The organism is Variovorax flavidus (genome assembly GCF_030317145.1).
GTDB classification, from domain to species: Bacteria; Pseudomonadota; Gammaproteobacteria; order Burkholderiales; family Burkholderiaceae_C; genus Variovorax; species Variovorax flavidus.
This window is the reverse complement of sequence record NZ_JASZYE010000005.1, coordinates 17,526-34,662: the sequence shown is the minus strand read 5'-3', so window position 1 is coordinate 34,662 and position 17,137 is coordinate 17,526. Positions and strand designations below refer to the sequence as shown.

Sequence of the window (17,137 nt, the reverse complement as noted above, 5' to 3'; positions counted from 1 at the left end):
TGTCATCGATGAATGCGGCCATGGCCGCGGTGGGGGAAAGCGGAGTCCAGGCGGTTGCGAAGGCTTTGCCACAAGCCGAGCAACCCGTCGGGTGAAAACAGCACGATCGCGAGGAAGACCCCGCCGATCACGAGATTGAAGCGTTCGCGGTCGACCAGGTCGATCGCGAAGTTCTGCAGCAGCACGAAGACGATCGCGCCGATGAAGGCACCGATGGGGTGCTTCATGCCGCCGAGCACGGCGATGATGAGGATGTTGATCATCGCGCCGACACCCACGGTGCCGGGCGAGATGCGGCCGTTGTACCAGACCATCAGCACACCGCCCACCGCTGCAAGAAGGCCCGCCACCGCATAGGCGCCGACGCGATGCGCCGTCACGTTGTAGCCCAGCGCCTGCATGCGACGCGGGTTGTCGCGGATGCCTTGCAGCGCGATGCCGAAGGGCGTGCGGATCAGGTGCTTGACGAAGAAGTAGCCGGCCAGCGAGCAGGCCAGCACCAGGAAGTAGAAAGCCATCGGCTGGCCCAGGTCCAGCTCGAAGACGGTGGGCGCCGCGATGCGGCTGAAGCCCTGGAAGCCGTTGAACACCGTGTAGTTCTGCTGCGCCAGGTAGAAGAAGGCCACGCCCACCGCGAGCGTGATCATGATGGTGTAGATGCCTTCGGTGCGCACCGAGAGCCAGCCGATGCCGGCAGCGACCAGCGTTGCCAGCGAGACCGCGACGACGAGCGCCAGCCACCACGGCCAGCCCAGGCTGATGGCGACGTTGCTGCTGGTGCCGAAGATCGCCAGCATGTAGGCCGCGAAGCCCGCGACGGTCATCTGCGCCAGCGACACCATGCCGCCGTAGCCGCCCAGGAAGATCAGCGACAGCGCGATGAGGCCGAGCGCCAGAGACTGCGCGCCGATCTGGAAGGTGAAGAAGGGCGTGGCAAAGAAGGGGTAGGCGAAGACGAAGACCGCGACCAGGATGTGCCGCCACTTCACGGCGCTGACGACGGAGCGCCACCAGTTCGAGAGGCGCGCCTCGGTCGCGACGCCGCGCGCAGGCACGGGCGGAGCCGTCGAATGCACGACGGAAGGCCTGCCAGCGTCGCGCGAGCCGCGCGCAGCTTCCGCCGCGGCTGCGGACGAAGAGTTCATGGCCCGCCGCCACTTTGCCGCGCTCATGTGTTCTTCCCCATCAGCCCGCGAGGCTTGAACGCCAGCGCAACCACCATGATCACGAAGGTGAACACCACGCTGTAAGTCGGCGCGTAGGCGAGCCCGAACTGCTCGGCCAGCCCGATCAGCAGGGCACCGATGGCCGCGCCCACGACGCTGCCCATGCCGCCGACGATCACGACGACCAGCGATGCGAGCAGGTAGCGCGTGTCCTCGCCGGGTGAAATCGAGAGCGCCGTGCCACCCACGACACCGGCGAGACCGGCCAGCCCGGCGCCGATCGCGAAGGTCAGCGCGAAGACCCGCTGCACGTTGACGCCCGATGCGGCCAGCATGCCCCGGTCGTCCACGCCGGCGCGGATCATCATGCCGATGCGGGTGCGCGCCAGCAGCAGCCACAGCCCGACGCCGATCACGATGGAGGCGATCAGCACGAAGATCCGGTAGGTCGGGAACTTGTTGACCAGCGGCAGCGTGGTCGAGCCATAGATCCACGACGGCGGATCGAAGGTGTAGATCTCGGCGCCCCAGATCCAGAGCATGAGGTCGGCGAGCACGATCGACAGGCCGATGGTCACCAGCGTCTGGCGCAGGTCCTGCCCCTGCATGTGGCGGAACACCAGCACCTGCATCAGAAGCCCCATCACCGCGGCCGCAAGAAAGCCTGCGATCACCGCCAGAACCCATGAGCCGGTGTGCTCGCCCACGTACCAGCCGACGTAAGCCCCGAAGAGGTAGAGCGAACCATGCGCGAGGTTGACGTTGCGCATCAGCCCGAACACCAGCGTGAACCCGCTCGCAACCAGGAAGTACAGCGACGCCAGCGTGAGCCCGTTCAGCAGCGTCTTGAAGAAGAGCGAGGCGTTGTCGACGATCGCCCAGACGGCGAACACCGCGACCGGAACGCCGAACAGCAGCAGGAGCGCCCAGTTCTTCCGGCTCACGCGGCGCGCTCCCAGCCCCGTTGCGAGGCGATCTCCGGCGCCTTGGCGAATTCGCCGTCCTTCATCACCGCGAGGATGCGCTTCGGGTCGCGCAGGATCGACAGGTTGGCGAGCGGGTCGCCGTCCACCAGCAGCATGTCGGCCAAGTAGCCGTCCTTGATGACGCCGAGTTCATCCGGCTTCATCATGATCTGGCCGCCGTAGAGCGTGGTCGAGCGGATCGCCTCCATCGGCGTGAAGCCGAGGTACTTGACGAAGAACTCCAGGTCCCGCGCGTTCTGGCAATGCGGCGTGAAGGCGAAGCCGTAGTCGCCACCCGGCAGTACGCGGATGCCGCGCTTGTGCATCTTCGAGAGCGACACGCACGCCGCTTCCCATTCGGTCTCGTAGCCCATGTCGACGGCCATGGCGTGCGTGATGCCGTAGGGCTCGGCCTCGTGCAGCATCGCGTAGAGGATGGCGATGCCGGGCGCGACGAAGACGCGGTCCTTGGCGGCTTCGAGCATGTCGATCGCCTCGTCATCGACGAAGCTCGCGTGGTAGATCAGGTCGATGCCGTGGCGCAGCGCCTGCTTCACGCTGTCCGACGAGCGCGCGTGCGCAATGCCGCGCTTGCCGCGGATGTGGACCTCGCGCATGGCGGCCTCGACCTCCTCGTCCATCATCCATGTCGTCTCGGAGGGAGACTGCGGCGTGAAGTTGTCGCCGGAGAGATTGAGCTTGACCGAGTCCACCCCGTACTTGAGGAACATGCGCACGGCCTTGCGCATCTCCTCGGGGCCGGAGATGTTCACGCCGAAGCTGAATTCGGGGAAGGGCAGGTGCGGCAAGGTCTCGTCGCCCAGGCCGCCGAGCACCGTGATTTCCTGGCTGGCCGCGAGGTAGCGCGGCCCGGGGATCTGCCCGGCGTTGATCGCGTTGCGGATCACCACGTCGAGCCGCGGCTTGGCACAAGCGGCGCCGACGCAGGAGGTGAAGCCGGCCTGCAGATAGCGCCGCGCCACCTTGGCGCACCACAGCACGTGCTCTTCGAGCGGCATGGTCTGGATGGCCGAGAGCGTGGCCGCGTCGTTCCACGAGAAGTGCGTGTGGGCCTCGCACATGCCGGGCATCAGCGTGGCGCCCGCGCCGTCGATCACGGTGGCGCCGCCGGGCGCGATCGGCGCCGAGCTTCGTCCGACCTGGCGGATGCGGTTGCCTCGCACGAGCACGCTGCCGGTGTAGGGGTTCTGCCCCGTGCCGTCGAGGATGCGGACGTTGGTGAAGACGACGTCAGCCATGATCTTCTCCTTTCGAGGGGATCTCCGTGCCAAGGCCAGAAACACCGCGGAGCCGGCTTTGCCGGGCCGCCGGTGTTGCCCCCGGCGAGGGGGTTGGCGCAGCGACACGAAGTGCGCGAAGACTGGGGGAGTGCTTCATGCTGCGGCCCAGCGCGTGGTGCGCGCCGAACGCACGGGGGGCGCGCGATGGAATTCGCCGTCCTTCATGACGGCCATGATTCGCGACTTGTCCTGCAGCACCGTGATGTCGGCGAGCGGATCGCCATCGATCAGCAGGATGTCGGCGAGGTAACCCTCGCGGATGTAGCCCAGCACCTTGCCCATGCGCATCATCGGTCCGCCCCAGGCGGTGGCCGAGAGCAGCGCTTCCATCGTGCTCATGCCGACGTACTTGACGAAGTACTCCAGGTCCTTGGCGTTGGTGCCGTGCGGCGTCCACGCAAATCCGTAGTCTCCGCCCGGCAGGATGCGGATGCCGCGCTTGCGCATGGCGCGCATGCTCTCGACCGCGGCTTCGAGCTCGCGGTGGTAGCCCATCTTGCGCGTCACCTCGGGCGTCAGGCCCCACTGGCTGGCGTGATAGCTGGTGTTGATGAGCCAGGCCAGGCCGGGTGCGATGAAGTGCTCGGTCTTCTTCGCTTCGAGCATGTCGAGCGCTTCCTCGTCGGTGAAGCTGGCGTGGTAGATCACCTCGATGCCCTGCTTCACGCATTGCTTGATCGACCAGGTGGAGCGCGCATGCGCCGCCACGCGCTTGCCCCATGCCTTGGCTTCCTGCACGCAGACGGCGATCTCCTCCTCGGTGAACTGGCTCATCTCGCTCGGCATGCCGGTGATCGATTCGCCGGAGAGATTGATCTTGAGCGAGTCGACGCCGTATTTGGCGAACATGCGCACGCAGCGGCGCATTTCCTCCGCGCCGCTGACGATCGCGCCGAAGGCGAACTCCGGCTGCGGCAGGTGCGGCTGCGTGGTGTCGCCCAACCCGCCGGGCACGGTGATCTCCTGGCTCGCAGCCAGGTAGCGCGGGCCGATGATGGTGCCGTCGTTGATCGCGTTGCGGATGACCACGTCGAGCCGGGGCTTGGCGGTCGCGGCGCCGACGCAACTCGTCCAGCCCATGTCGAGATAGCGCTTCGCGACTTCGGCGCACCACAGGATGTGCTCCTCCGGCGGCATGCGCTGAATTGCGTCCAGGCTGGGCTGGTCGTTCCACGAGAAGTGCGTGTGCGCCTCGACCATCCCCGGCATCAGGAAGGCGCCTGCGCCGTCGATCACCTGCGCGCCGCTGATGAGTGCGGGACGCGCGCCGTAAGCGGTCTTGACCACGCGCGCGATGCGATTGCCCTGCACCAGCACGTCACCGGTGAACGGGGCCTCGCCGCCTCCGTCGAAGACCCGCACATTCGTGAACAGCACGTCGGCCATGTTCAACTCCTCATGGTGGACAGGAAGTCGCGCAACTCGCGCTGGCATTCCTCGGGGCGCTCCACCGGCGTCCAGTGCCCGCAGCGCGGCAGCACGACCACGCGTTTGCTGGCGGCGCGATGCAGGCGGTCGGCCATGGCGCGCACGGCCTGCGGCGGCGCTACGCCGTCCTCGTCGCCGGTGACCAGCAGCACCGGCGCCTCGATGTTCTCGACCGCCGCGGGCTGTGCGCCCGCCAGCGCCTCGCAACTGCGGGCGTAGCCGTCCGCGTCCTGCCGCATCAGGCTCTCTCGCACGAAGGCGACGGCCACCGGCAGGCGCTCGCGCGTATCGCGCGAAATGGCGGCCTGGAGCAACCCCTGCGTGATCTCGTGCATGCCCGCTGCGCCTTCCCGGGCCTTGGCGGCCCGCGCCTTCATGGCCGTGCGCGCCGCATCCGGCGGCGCGATGAGCGGGCCGAACAGCGCAACGCTCGCCACCCGCTTCGGATGCGCCGCCGCGATGTGCTGGCAGACGATCGTGCCCATCGAATGGCCGAGCCAGTGCGCGCGCGGGATGTTCAGCCGCTCGCAGATGTTCAGCAGCGTTTCGACATAGCGCTCGATCGTGAGTTCGCCTTCGGCCCGCTGCGAGCGCCCGCTGCCCGGCAGGTCCACGCGAATCACGCGATGCCGCGCCAGCGCGGGCATCAGCGGCGTCCAGGTGTTGGAACTGCCGCCCAGCCCGTGCACGCAGACGACGGCCGGGCCTTCGCCTTCCTCTTCCACCGCGATGCGGTCGATCAACTGGAAGCTCATGATGGTTCGAACCTGTTCTCGATGACGCCGACGCCGTCGATCTCGATGCGCACCACGTCGCCCGACCTCAGCCATTGCGGCGGGTTCAGGCCCATGCCCACACCCGACGGCGTGCCGGTGGCGATCACGTCGCCGGGATGGAGCGTGATGCCGCGCGAGCAGGTTTCGATCAGCGTGGGGATGTCGAAGATCATGTCGCGCGTCTGGCCGTCCTGCCGCAGTGCGCCGTTGACCCAGCCGCGGACCCGGGTGGCGCGGCCGTCCAGTTCCTCGCCCGTCACGATCCACGGGCCCATCGGGCAGAAGGTGTCGAAGCTCTTGCCCAGGTCCCACTGCTGGTGGCGCATCTGCACGTCGCGCGCCGTCACGTCGTTGACGATCGTGTAGCCGAACACGTGGTCCATCGCGCGCGAGGCCGGGATGTCGCGGCCGCCGCGGCCGATGACCACGGCGAGCTCTGATTCGTAGTCGATCTGCACCGAGGCGGCGGGCGAGGGGAGGCGCACCGCGTCGTGCGGCCCGACCACGCATTCGCCGAGCTTGCCGAACACGATGGGCCAGGGGTCGCTTTCCGGCATGGCCGAGCGGAACACCGAGCCGGCCAGCTCGGCCGCATGCGCGCGGTAGTTGCGTCCCACGCAGAACAGGCTGCGCAGCGGGCGCGGCAAGGGCGCGCGAAGGGTGACGAGTTCGACAGGCAGGCGCACGCCCGAAGGCTGCGGCAGCGGCTCGCCGCGGGCCAGCGCCTGGATCAGCGGCAGGACGCCGAGCGATGCGTCGCGCACGCCCAGCGGCGTGGCTTCACGCCCGTCCGGCGAGATCGTGCCCACGCAGTCGCGACCACCCCAATTCCAGCTGGCCAAACGCATCGACTTTGTCTCCATGGGGTCCCGTGGTCTTGCTGGTGTGCACCAGTTGCCTCGGGATCTCGGAAGTCTCGGATGTCAGGTTTGAGACTTGCGTCTCAAATCGGGATCGCTGCATCATACGGTCCGGCCGCAGCTGTTCACAATAGATTCCAGGCCCTTCCGAGCCCCGTACAAACCCCATGGCCCGACTGAAGCACAAGCTGAGCGAACCCCCGACACCACCCGAACGCGGCGTCCGGGCCGCGACCTTCCGCCTGCTGCTCGACACTGCCATGACCATCATCCAGGAGAGCGGCCACATCCCCTCGGTGGCCGAATGCGCGGCGCGGTCGAAAGTGTCGCGCGCCACCGCGTACCGCTACTTCCCGAGCCGCAGCGCGCTGGTCACGGCGGTGATCGACAGCTCGCTCGGCCCGGTGCGAAGGCTCGCTTCGGACAACCCGAATGGCCGCGAGCGGGTGCACGAGCTGTTCCTGCAGACCTTTCCGCGCTTCAAGGAATTCGAGGCGCAATTGCGCGCCGCCGCGCAGCTGTCCCTGGAGCAGTGGGGCCTGGAGCGTGCGGGGCTGCTGGAAGAGGAGCCCTACCGGCGTGGCCATCGCGTGCGCATCCTCCAGCACGCGATCGAGCCGCTCGCGCCGCTCTTGCGACCCGCGGTGCGGGACCGGCTGCATCACGCGCTGTCCGTCGTCTACGGCATCGAGCCCTACGTGATCCTCAAGGACATCTGGGGCCTGCGGGATCGCGAAGTCGAACGCACCGCGCTGTGGATGGCCGATGCACTGATCGACGCGGCGCTGCGCGATTCCGAGCAGAAGCCGCCGCCCAGGCGCAAGACAAGCTAAGGAGTTCCATGCCCGATCGATCGCCCGAGTGGTTCGACTCGCAATACAACAGCCGCGCTCGCATTCCCGAGCATCCGGCGATCCTCCAGCACTGGGCCGACGCATCGGCGCGTGCGTTGGCCCGACCGGGGTGGGTGTTCGACGTGGCCTACGGAGACGACCCGACTGAACGCCTGGACGTGCTTCCCGCAGGCACCGGCGTGCCGGTGCTCGTCTACATCCACGGCGGCTACTGGCGTGCGCTCGACAAGCGCGACCATGCCTTCGTCGCGCCGCCGCTGGCGGACGCGGGCGCGATGGTCGTCAACCTCAACTACGCACTGTGTCCGGCGGTGAGCATCGAGCACATCGCGCTGCAGCTCGTGAAGGCGCTGGCCTGGGTCTGGCGGCATGCAGCGGAGCATGACGGCGACCCGGAGCGCATCGTCATCGCGGGCCACTCCGCGGGCGGGCATCTGGCGACGATGCTGCTGGCCTGCGACTGGCAGGCCGTGGCGTCGGACCTGCCGGCGGACCTGGTGAAGTCGGCCCTGTCGATCTCGGGCCTTTACGAGCTGGAGCCGCTTCGGCACGCGCCCTTCCTCGCCGCCGACATCGGCCTGACCGCAGCGTCGGCGCTACGCCTCAGTCCGGCTGCGATGCCCGCACCTTCTCGCGGTTCACTGGTGACAGTGGTGGGCGGGGCCGAAAGCGAGGAGTTCCATCGGCAGGCCGCCCTGATCGCCAATGCGTGGGGCCCGCGCGTGGTGATGGCGTCGGAGAGCGAGGCAGGACGCAACCACATGGACGTGCTCAACCAGCTTGCCGACCCGCAGTCGACAACGCATCGACGGGCCCTGCAACTGCTGGGCCTCTGAGTTGTCGAGCGGTCGCAAGGCCCTGCACCAAAGTGCTATTCAAATCCGCCGGCGAAGACGCTAGGCTGCTCCGGTCAATGCCTCTGGTGGGCGTCGGAGAGATGCAGTGTGACCAGGCGATGGTGGTTGCGAGCAGCGCTGGGCGCCATCCTGGCCCGCGGTGGGCTGGCGGTGAGGACGGCCACGGCCCAGCAGGACCGGCCCGCTCGCTCACCGCTGCTGGAACCGGCCGTGGCCTACGTGCTGGATCAGCCCTCCGAGCATCCTTTTTGCGCTGTGCTGGACTATTCGGTGCATTCGAGCCAGCCGCGCTTTCATGTGATTGACCGCGCGAACCGGACCATCGTCCGCAGCTTCGTGGTGGCGCATGGCATCGGGTCGGAGCCGGAAGACAACGACGGCATTCCGCAGGTCTTCCTGGATGTGGTGGACAGCTTCGCCAGCAGCATCGGCCTTTTCAGGACCGACGAGATCTACATGAGCCCGACGGAGGGCAACGGCCTGTCCATGCGCCTGCGTGGCCTGTCGCCCACGAACGGCAATGCCTACAGGCGCCTGATCGTCATTCACGCGCAGTGGTACGTCGAGCCGGAATTTGTCGCCTTGTACGGCAAGGCGGGGCGCAGCGACGGATGCATGGTCTTCTCGTCAGCCGATCGCGACACGGTGATCGAGCTGCTGAGCGGAGGGGCGTTGATCTACGCGGTGGCCGGGACGGCATGACGGCCATCGCTGGCTGCAGAAGATGTGCCAAAGCGCACATCCAAAGCAGGCCGCGGCAGCAAGAATGGGCCCCGAACCTCGGGAGAACGCGATGCAGTGGCCCTCCGCCGTCGATCTCGCCCTGCGTGCTCCATTGCCGCCGGGCTACCACTACGAATTGCTCGACCGGCGCCAGATCCCCGCGCTGATCTCGGCGCTCGAAGCCTGGTACCCGGGAATCGCCGTCGGCAACGCGAGCTGCCATCTGCGCGAAGACTTCTATCTGCAAAGGGTGTGCCTGGAGGACGAACCCGAGAGGGATTTCATCGTTGTCCTCATCAAGCAGGGCGATGAGTTGGCGGGCATGTTCTCGGGCGAGCGGGATCCGGACAGCGAAGTCTTGTACGGGCGCATCGGTGCCATTTCGCCGAGGCATCGGGGCGCTCACCTGAGCAGGAGCGTTCCGCTGCTCGAGGAGGCGCTGGGTCGCGCGACGGGCATGGGGATGGCCTACGGCCTCGCCACGATGCATTACCCCCACATGCAGGCGACCTTCGAGCGCATGGGATGGCGGCTGGTCGGCATCACGCCTGGGTTCGACCGGGAACTCGTGGCGCCGGGTGTCGTCAAGCGGGTATACGAAGCCGTCTACGCGAAGGTACTGGTGGCTGAGGAAGGATTGCTGCGGCCGCAGGCCCGGAGCATGACGCCGGCGGTCAGGGCTCTGTTCGGGTTGCTCTTTCCGGGGCAGTGCGACAACGCCTGATGCACCGCAAAGTGCTGAAATAGCATCACCGCCGGAGCCGGGGGGCCGGAGCGGCGATAGAGGTCTTGGGAACTTGCGTCGGGTTGCGCCCAGGTGCTACCGTCGCCCACCTTCCGTCCGGCGGGAGCTGAACTCCAGGAGACCCATCGTGCAGATCGGCGTACAAAGCTTCGCATCCCGGGTTCCACCGCACTTCGAGAGCAAGGCAGCAGAAAGAACCTACCTGCTGCAACGCCTCGCCGCCGCGTGCCGCATCTTCGGCAGGCGCGGATTCTCCGAGGGGCTCCTGGGCCACATCACGATGCGCGACCCCGAGTTGCCCGATCACTTCTGGGTCAACCCGGTCGGTGTCGCGATGAACCGGGTCAAGGTGTCGGACCTGGTCCAGGTCAACCATCAGGGAAAGGTGGTGCGCGGCAGCGGCATGGTCAATCCCGTCGGGCTCCTGTTGCACACCGCCATCCATCAGGCGCGCCCGGAGGTGGCGGCCGTTTGCCACGCGCACGCCTTGCATGCGTCGACGTGGTCGTCATTCGAGCGCTTGCTCGACCCCATCACCCAGGATGCCTGCATCTTTTTCGAGAACCAGGCGCTCATTCTGGAACCGCGGGTGGTGCGCGATCCGGAGGCCGCGGCCCGGTTCGCAGCCGGATTCGGCGACAAGCGCGTCGCGGTCCATGCCGGGCACGGCATCTTCACGACGGGGCAGAGCATCGACGAGGCAGCCTGGTGGTTCGTGCTGATGAATCGATGCTGCGAATCGCAACTCATGGCCGAGGCGGCAGGAAAGCCGACCCATTGGCCGGTGGAGGACGCTCGTTGGCTTGCGTCGGTTCTGGGCGCACCCACCTTTGGCTGGCTTTCGTTTCAGACCCTGTGGGATGACATCATTGCGAGCGACCCCGACCTCGTGGGTTGAAGCCGCAGTCCTTTCGATGAGCCACCCGCCTGAACTTCTTTCCTATTTCTGGAGCAACGACGCCATCCGCAGCCGAAGCGTGAGCGATGTCGTGCTGTCAGGCACGCTCGACGTGCCTGTGCCCCCCGCAAGGCTGACGGCCGACTGGGAGCGGGAGATTTCGTCGCGCCTGGGTCTGGAGGCCGGGGATGTCGAGCCCTTGCCCCTGCCGCGTGCGCGTGTGCGCTGGCCGGACTACGGGCGCTGCGTGCAGGTGGTGTCGGACTGGACGCGCACGCTCGGCCTGCACGACGTGCTGGCCTCCAGCGATGTCGCCCTGATGGCCTGCCGCGGCGCGAGGTATCACCATGACGGCGCCCGATATGGCGGGGCCGCCTTCTGCAATCTCTTCCTTAGCGAGGACAAGGGGCTCGACGTGCACTTCCCCGTTGCGGGCCGTCGAATCCCGCTCGTCAGGGGGACGGCCTTGCTGTTCGACACTGGCCAGCCTCACGCCGTCATCCGGCGCGGCAGCAGCGGCTTCGACGAGGCCGACTTCGCGCCCGAGCAGGACTGCACCCAGGTCTTCCTGACCTGGGAACTTCCCATCGAGAACGCCGACGTCGCGCGCGCACTTCGCATCGCCTTCGACATCGACCCTTCGACCGCGTCGCAGCTGGACGAAGAGCAGCTCCGGCGCAACGGCGCGGTTGCCGATGTGTGCCCGGACTCGGGCGCCTACCGGTAGAAGGCCTCTACCTTGCCCTTGAGCTTGATCAGCAGGGGCTTGCCCTTGCGATCCAGCGTCCGGCCGGCGGGCACCTTGATCCAGCCTTCGCTGACGCAGTACTCCTCGACGTCGCCGCGCTCCTTGTCGTTGAAGCGGATGCCGATGTCGTGTTCGAACACGGCGGGGACGTGGTGCGGGCTGCGCGGGTCGATCGACAGGTGGTCGGGGAGGGGTGGCTTTGGGATGGCTTCGGTCATGAAATAAGGATTCCTCAAGGGTCGCTATTTTGAAGGACCTACCAGCCGGTAGAAGAAGGTGTCCCACACGTGACCCGGCCTCAGGTGAAACCTTGAGGTCGCGCGAGCCGCGGCACTTCCACAATGGGCCCTCGCCTCGATGCCGCACCGGCGTCGTTCCCCCCGAGTCATTCCGAGGAACACGTGGAGCTCTTTTTCCAGCAACTTCTGAACGGCCTCACCATCGGCGGCGTCTACAGCCTGGTGGCACTGGGCCTGACATTGGTGTACGGCATCCTGCACGTGCCCAACTTCGCGCATGGCGCGTTCTACATGACCGGCGCTTTCGCAGGTTATTACCTGATGGCGAAGCTGGGCGTGAACTACTGGCTCTCCATGGCCGGCGCCGCAGCCATCGTCGCGGTGATCGCGATGCTGGCGCAGCGGCTGGTGTTCCATCCCCTGCGCAACGCGCCCGAGCTGCACGACATGATCGCGGCCATCGGCATCCTGCTGTTCCTCGAAGCGGGTGCGCAGGCGCTCTTCGGCGCCGACTTTCACCGCATGCCGACGCCCTACGGGCAAGTGGTCGAGATCTTCGGTCTCACCGCGCCGCTGCAGCGCCTGCTGATCATCGCGGGTGCCTTCGGCCTGATGGTGCTGCTGCACCTGTTCCTGAACCACACGGTGCTCGGCTCGACCATCATCGCGATGGCGCAGAACCGTGACGGCGCCGCACTGGTCGGTATCGACGCGACGCGCGTGACGCTGCTGGTGTTCGCCATCTCGGGCGCACTGGCCGCGATCGCGGCGGTGCTCTACGCGCCCATCAATCTCGTCTACCCGGCCATGGGCAACCTGGTGATCACCAAGGCCTTCGTGATCATCATCCTGGGCGGCATGGGCAGCTTTCCCGGCGCGATCGTCGGCGGGCTGATCATCGGCATGGCCGAGAGCTTCGGCGGCTTCTACTTCTCGACGGACTACAAGGACATCATCGCCTTCGTGCTGCTGGTCGTGATCCTGTCCTTCCGGCCGCAGGGCCTCTTCACCGCGAAAGGGGCGCGTTGATGAACTGGCTTCAAGGCAAGACGGGCTGGGTGCTGCTCGCCGTCGTGGCGCTGGTATTTCCGTTCTTCGCACAGAACAACTACCTGATCTCGGTGGCGACGCAGGCCTTCATCATGGCGATTGCCGCGCTGGGGCTGAACCTGATCACCGGCTACACGGGCCAGTTCAACCTGGCGCACGGCGCCTTCATGGCGGTCGGCGCATACACGGTGGGCATCCTGACGGTCGATCACCATGTCCCGTTCTGGGTGGCTTTCGTGCTGGCTGGCGTCGTGACCGGTGTGCTCGGCTTCTTCATCGGCCTGCTGTCGCTGCGGCTCAAGGGCCACTACTTCTCGATCTTCACGCTGTGCGTGAGCTACATCATGTTCCTGCTGATCGAGAAGTGGGAAAGCCTGACGCACGGGCCGGTCGGCATCATGGGCATCCCGGCGCCGACGGGCATCGGGCCGCTGCAGTTCGGCACGCCGCTCTCGCAGTACTACCTGGTGCTGGCCTTCCTGGCATTGGGGATCTGGATCATGTCGCGCATCGTCAATTCGCTGCTCGGCCGCAGCTTCATGGCGGTGCGCAACAGCGACGACCTGGCCGAAGCGCTCGGCATCGATCTGATGCGGACCAAGACGCTGTCCTTCGTGCTGTCCGTGGTGTATGCCGGGTTCGCCGGGGCGCTCTATGCGGGGCAGGTCCGCTTTCTCGGGCCGGATCTCGCGAGCGAGGTGGTGACCTTCGACCTCGTCATGTTCACGCTGGTCGGCGGCATCGGCACGCTGCTCGGGCCGCTGGTCGGCACCTTCCTGGTCACCTGGCTCACGCAGAGCCTGCAGTTCCTGCAGGACTACCGCATGGTCGTGTTCGGCCCCGTGCTGATCGCGCTGATCATCTTCCTGCCCGACGGCATCGTCGGCACCTGGCTCAAACGGCGCGCACAGCGCGCGGATGCGGCCAAGGCGGCGAAAGCGCGCCCATCGGAACCGGCCGTCGCCGACGCAGGCGCGAGGGAGGCACAAGGCAATGCTTGAGATCAACGACCTGACGAAGCAGTTCTTCGGCCTCACCGCGGTCGACCAGGTGTCGACGCGCTTCGAGCGTGGACAGGTCAGCGCCATCATCGGACCGAACGGCGCGGGCAAGACCACCTTCTTCAACCTGGTGGCGGGCACGCACAAGCCGACCTCCGGGCGCATCAGCTTCAATGGCCGCGACGTCACGGGCATGCGGCCGGACCACGTCGCCAAGCTGGGCATCGCGCGCACCTTCCAGACCACGCACCTGTTCGACAACGCGACGGTGCTGGACAACCTGATCGTCGGCCACCGGCTGCGCACGAAGTCGGGGCTGTGGGACGTGCTCGCGAACACGAGCCGGCTGAAGGAAGAGGAGCGCCTGTGCCGCGACAAGGCGCAGGAAGCGCTCGACTTCGTCGGCCTCTCGCACGTCGCCAACCGGATCGCAGCCGACATCACGCAGGAGGAGCGCAAGCGCGTGGCCTTCGCGCTGGCGCTCGCCACCGACCCGGAACTGCTGCTGCTCGACGAGCCGGCCGGTGGCGTCAACCCCGAGGAGACGGTGGGCCTTGCGGCCCTGATCCGCAAGCTGGTGGACCACGGCAAGACCGTGTGCCTGATCGAGCACAAGATGGACATGATCATGCGACTGGCCGACAAGATCGTCGTGCTGAACAACGGCGCCAAGATCGCCGAGGGCACGCCCGCGGAGATCCGGCGCGATCCGCACGTGATCGAGGCCTACCTGGGAGCCGACCATGCTGCGGTTTGAAGGCGTCGACCTGCACTACGGCAGCTTCCGCGCGCTGAGCGGCGTCAACCTGCACGCGGCACCCGGCGAGCTGGTGGTGCTGCTGGGGGCCAACGGCGCGGGCAAGACGTCGATCTTCATGGCGGCGAGCGGCATCCAGAAACCGAGCGCAGGCAGCATCCGCTTCGGCGATCGCGAACTGGTCGGCCAGCGGCCCGCGCAGATCGTCAGCGCAGGCCTGGTGCATTGCCCCGAGGGGCGCAAGCTGTTCCCCATGATGTCGGTCAAGAAGAACCTCACGCTCGGCGCCTATGTGCACCGGCGCGACAAGGCCGGCATCCAGCGTTCGCTCGACGAGGTGTTCGAGCTGTTCCCGATCCTCGAGAAAAAGCAGAACGATCCGGCCGGCTCGCTGTCGGGCGGCCAGCAGCAGATGGTCGCCATCGGCCGCGCCATGCTCGGCCGGCCCAAGCTGCTGCTGCTCGACGAGCCGTCGCTCGGGCTGGCGCCGCTGATCGTCAAGCAGGTGTTCGAAGTCATCCAGCGCATCAACCAGTCGGGCACCACGGTGCTGCTGGCCGAGCAGAACGCGTATTCGGCATTGGCCATCGCGCACCGCGCCTACGTGATCGAGCGCGGCCACATCACGCTGGAAGGCGACCGCGATTCGCTGCTCCACAACGAGGCCGTGCGCGCCGCCTACATCGGCGCCTGAGCCGACGCCTTTTCTTCTTTCCATCAACCGGAGACATTGCCTCATGAACAGAACCGCCCTATCCCGTCGTCGCCTGAACCTTCTGCCCGTTGCCGTGGCCCTCGTGGCTGCGTTCGGCGCCGGCAGCGTGCTCGCGCAGGACACCGTCAAGATCGGCTTCACCGGCCCGCTGAGCGGCGGTGCAGCCCTCTACGGCAAGAACGTGGTGAACGGCATGGAAATGGCCATCAAGGAAATCAACGCCGCGGGCCTGGAGGTGGCCGGCAAGAAGGTCAAGCTCGAACTGGTGGCGCTGGACGACAAGTACTCGCCGGCCGATGCGGCCATCAACGCGCGCCGCCTGGTGCAGCAGTACCAGAGCCCGGCGGTGTTCGTGCCGCACTCGGGCGGCATCTATGCCATGCAGGCCTTCAACGAGCAGGAGAAATTCATCGTGATGGCGTACTCCAGCACGCCGAAGATCACCGAGACCGGCAACAAGCTCACCATCCGCATTCCGCCGACCTTCAATTCGTACATCGAGCCCTTCACCAACTACGAGATGAAGAAGTTCGGCAAGAAAGTCGGCATGCTGCCGGGCGACCATGAGTACGCGAAGAATTGGACCCAGCTCTTCGGCCCGGCCTGGGAGAAGGCGGGCGGCACCATCGCATCCAACAACCCGATGTCCTACAACCGCTCGGCCGACTTCTACAGCGGCGTGAGCCGCGTGCTGGCCGAGAAGCCGGACGTGCTCTTCGTCGGCGGCCCGTCGGAGCCGACCGCGCTGGTCGCCAAGCAGGCGCGCGAACTGGGCTTCAAGGGCGGCTTCCTGATCATGGACCAGGCCAAGCTCGACGAGATGGCGAAGGTCACGGGCGGCCTCGCGCCGCTCGAAGGATCGATCGGCGTGCTGCCGGTGTCGTATGACGATCGCGTGGGCCCCAAGACCTTCGCAGCCAACTACCGCAAGGCCTATGGCGCGGACAAGGACCCGACCACCGAGTCCTCGTACAACTACGCGCTGACGCATGCGGTGGCGCTGGCCATGAAGCTGGCCGGCTCCACGACCGACGCTACCGCCATCCGCGCCAAGATCGGCGAGGCGCTGACCAAGCTGCCGAAGGAGACGAATGCCGGCAACTTCAACGGCGTGGACGCGGTCGGCGGCACGATCGTCGACCCGTTGGTGGCCACGGTCGAGGGTGGCAAGATCAAGCCGGTGAACCTGAGCGACCTGATGAAGTAACGGTGGACCGCGCCAGGTCCGCTCGAAGGAAGAGAGGCATGCCATGTCCTATGTTTCATTCGAAGCCGACCAGGCGGTCTGCACCATCACCCTGAACCGGCCGGAGAAGCGCAACGCCGTCAATGGCGTGGTCGCGACCGAACTGCGCGTTGCGTTCGAGCGCTTCGAGGCCGATGACGGGTTGCGCGTCGCCGTGCTGACGGGCGCGGGCGGCCACTTCTGCGGTGGTGCCGACCTGGGTGCCGTCGGCAATCCGGCCGAGCGGAATGAACTCGACGCCGAAGGCGGTGGCAGCGGGCCGATGGGGCCTACACGCATGGCGCTGTCGAAGCCGCTGATCGCTGCGGTCAACGGCTATGCGGTGGCTGGCGGACTCGAACTCGCGCTGCTGGCGGACCTTCGCGTTGCGGACGAAGACGCCACCTTCGGCGTCTTCTGCCGCCGCTGGGGCGTGCCGCTGATCGACGGCGGCACCGTGCGCTTGCCGCGCATCGTCGGCATGGCGCGCGCGCTCGATCTCATTCTCACGGGACGTGCCGTGCCGGCGCCCGAGGCTCTGGCGATGGGGCTCGTCAACCGGCTCACGCCGCCGGGCGGTGCATTGGCCGCCGCACAGGAGCTGGCCCGGCAGATCGCGGCGTTTCCGCAGCAGTGCATGCTGGCCGACCGTCGCTCGGCCTACGAGCAATGGGATCTTCCGCTCGACATGGCCTTGCGCCGCGAAGGCGCGCAGGGCGTTCCGGTGGTACTTGCGGAAGGCGAGGCGGGGGCAGCGCGCTTCGTGGCCGGCGCCGGACGGCACGGCCAGTAGGGCAAAAGCCGGTCCTGTACACTGCTGCCTCCATGT

The 17,137-nt window shown here is 66.9% G+C and carries 19 protein-coding genes; 12 read left to right on the top strand and 7 right to left on the bottom strand.

Going from position 1 to position 17,137, the window contains the following annotated elements; translation table 11 throughout:
- Positions 1-2: 2 nt before the first annotated feature.
- From QTH90_RS21865 to QTH90_RS21840, 6 genes are all read right to left on the bottom strand, one after another.
- Positions 3-1,145, bottom strand: coding sequence for a branched-chain amino acid ABC transporter permease (locus tag QTH90_RS21865; RefSeq protein ID WP_286666681.1), 1,143 nt, complete (start codon positions 1,143-1,145; stop codon positions 3-5).
- 23 nt (positions 1,146-1,168) lie between these two features.
- Positions 1,169-2,110 (bottom strand): branched-chain amino acid ABC transporter permease, encoded by a 942-nt coding sequence (locus tag QTH90_RS21860; RefSeq protein WP_286567693.1) that lies wholly within the window; start codon positions 2,108-2,110, stop codon positions 1,169-1,171.
- Positions 2,107-3,390: a metal-dependent hydrolase family protein gene (locus QTH90_RS21855; RefSeq protein WP_286666680.1), complete on the bottom strand. Its 1,284-nt coding sequence runs from the start codon at positions 3,388-3,390 to the stop codon at positions 2,107-2,109. Before QTH90_RS21855 ends, QTH90_RS21860 begins: the two co-directional genes overlap by 4 nt.
- Positions 3,391-3,525: 135 nt before the next feature.
- On the bottom strand, positions 3,526-4,818 hold the full coding sequence (locus QTH90_RS21850; RefSeq protein WP_286666679.1) for a metal-dependent hydrolase family protein: 1,293 nt from the start codon (positions 4,816-4,818) through the stop codon (positions 3,526-3,528).
- 2 nt (positions 4,819-4,820) lie between these two features.
- Positions 4,821-5,615 carry an alpha/beta fold hydrolase gene (locus tag QTH90_RS21845; protein ID WP_286666678.1) on the bottom strand — a complete coding sequence of 265 codons (795 nt, stop codon included), beginning with the start codon at positions 5,613-5,615 and terminating at the stop codon, positions 4,821-4,823.
- Entirely contained in the window at positions 5,612-6,484 is an 873-nt protein-coding gene (locus tag QTH90_RS21840) for a fumarylacetoacetate hydrolase family protein (RefSeq protein WP_286666677.1), read from the bottom strand. The genes QTH90_RS21845 and QTH90_RS21840 overlap by 4 nt, the downstream gene beginning before the upstream one ends.
- A gap of 179 nt (positions 6,485-6,663) precedes the next feature.
- Between QTH90_RS21840 and QTH90_RS21835 the strand changes: the two genes are divergently transcribed.
- From QTH90_RS21835 to QTH90_RS21810, 6 genes are all read left to right on the top strand, one after another.
- Complete coding sequence (locus tag QTH90_RS21835) at positions 6,664-7,329, top strand: TetR/AcrR family transcriptional regulator (protein ID WP_286666676.1); 666 nt, start codon at positions 6,664-6,666, stop codon at positions 7,327-7,329.
- Between the two features lie 8 nt (positions 7,330-7,337).
- Entirely contained in the window at positions 7,338-8,186 is an 849-nt protein-coding gene (locus QTH90_RS21830) for an alpha/beta hydrolase (protein WP_286666675.1), read from the top strand.
- A 108-nt stretch (positions 8,187-8,294) separates the two neighbouring features.
- Complete coding sequence (locus tag QTH90_RS21825) at positions 8,295-8,909, top strand: murein L,D-transpeptidase catalytic domain-containing protein (protein WP_286666674.1); 615 nt, start codon at positions 8,295-8,297, stop codon at positions 8,907-8,909.
- 91 nt (positions 8,910-9,000) lie between these two features.
- Positions 9,001-9,654 (top strand): hypothetical protein, encoded by a 654-nt coding sequence (locus tag QTH90_RS21820; protein ID WP_286666673.1) that lies wholly within the window; start codon positions 9,001-9,003, stop codon positions 9,652-9,654.
- Positions 9,655-9,802: 148 nt separating this feature from the next.
- Positions 9,803-10,573 (top strand): class II aldolase/adducin family protein, encoded by a 771-nt coding sequence (locus QTH90_RS21815; protein WP_286666672.1) that lies wholly within the window; start codon positions 9,803-9,805, stop codon positions 10,571-10,573.
- 16 nt (positions 10,574-10,589) lie between these two features.
- Entirely contained in the window at positions 10,590-11,300 is a 711-nt protein-coding gene (locus QTH90_RS21810; RefSeq protein WP_286666671.1) for a hypothetical protein, read from the top strand.
- On the opposite strand, the gene QTH90_RS21805 is transcribed toward QTH90_RS21810, so the two are convergent.
- The gene (locus QTH90_RS21805; RefSeq protein WP_286666670.1) at positions 11,291-11,539 is read right to left on the bottom strand and encodes a DUF3297 family protein; all 249 of its coding nucleotides are present in this window, start codon (positions 11,537-11,539) and stop codon (positions 11,291-11,293) included. The genes QTH90_RS21810 and QTH90_RS21805 overlap by 10 nt on opposite strands.
- 183 nt (positions 11,540-11,722) lie before the next feature.
- Between QTH90_RS21805 and QTH90_RS21800 the strand changes: the two genes are divergently transcribed.
- The 6 genes from QTH90_RS21800 to QTH90_RS21775 are packed head-to-tail and all read left to right on the top strand — an operon-like array spanning position 11,723 to position 17,101.
- The gene (locus tag QTH90_RS21800) at positions 11,723-12,589 is read left to right on the top strand and encodes a branched-chain amino acid ABC transporter permease (protein WP_286602257.1); all 867 of its coding nucleotides are present in this window, start codon (positions 11,723-11,725) and stop codon (positions 12,587-12,589) included.
- Positions 12,589-13,611, top strand: coding sequence for a branched-chain amino acid ABC transporter permease (locus QTH90_RS21795; protein WP_286666669.1), 1,023 nt, complete (start codon positions 12,589-12,591; stop codon positions 13,609-13,611). The genes QTH90_RS21800 and QTH90_RS21795 overlap by 1 nt, the downstream gene beginning before the upstream one ends.
- Entirely contained in the window at positions 13,604-14,368 is a 765-nt protein-coding gene (locus QTH90_RS21790) for an ABC transporter ATP-binding protein (RefSeq protein ID WP_286666668.1), read from the top strand. Before QTH90_RS21795 ends, QTH90_RS21790 begins: the two co-directional genes overlap by 8 nt.
- Entirely contained in the window at positions 14,355-15,062 is a 708-nt protein-coding gene (locus tag QTH90_RS21785) for an ABC transporter ATP-binding protein (protein ID WP_286666667.1), read from the top strand. The genes QTH90_RS21790 and QTH90_RS21785 overlap by 14 nt, the downstream gene beginning before the upstream one ends.
- 43 nt (positions 15,063-15,105) lie before the next feature.
- Positions 15,106-16,290 (top strand): ABC transporter substrate-binding protein, encoded by a 1,185-nt coding sequence (locus QTH90_RS21780; RefSeq protein ID WP_286666666.1) that lies wholly within the window; start codon positions 15,106-15,108, stop codon positions 16,288-16,290.
- A 43-nt stretch (positions 16,291-16,333) separates the two neighbouring features.
- Complete coding sequence (locus QTH90_RS21775) at positions 16,334-17,101, top strand: crotonase/enoyl-CoA hydratase family protein (protein ID WP_286666665.1); 768 nt, start codon at positions 16,334-16,336, stop codon at positions 17,099-17,101.
- The last annotated feature ends 36 nt before the right edge of the window (positions 17,102-17,137 follow it).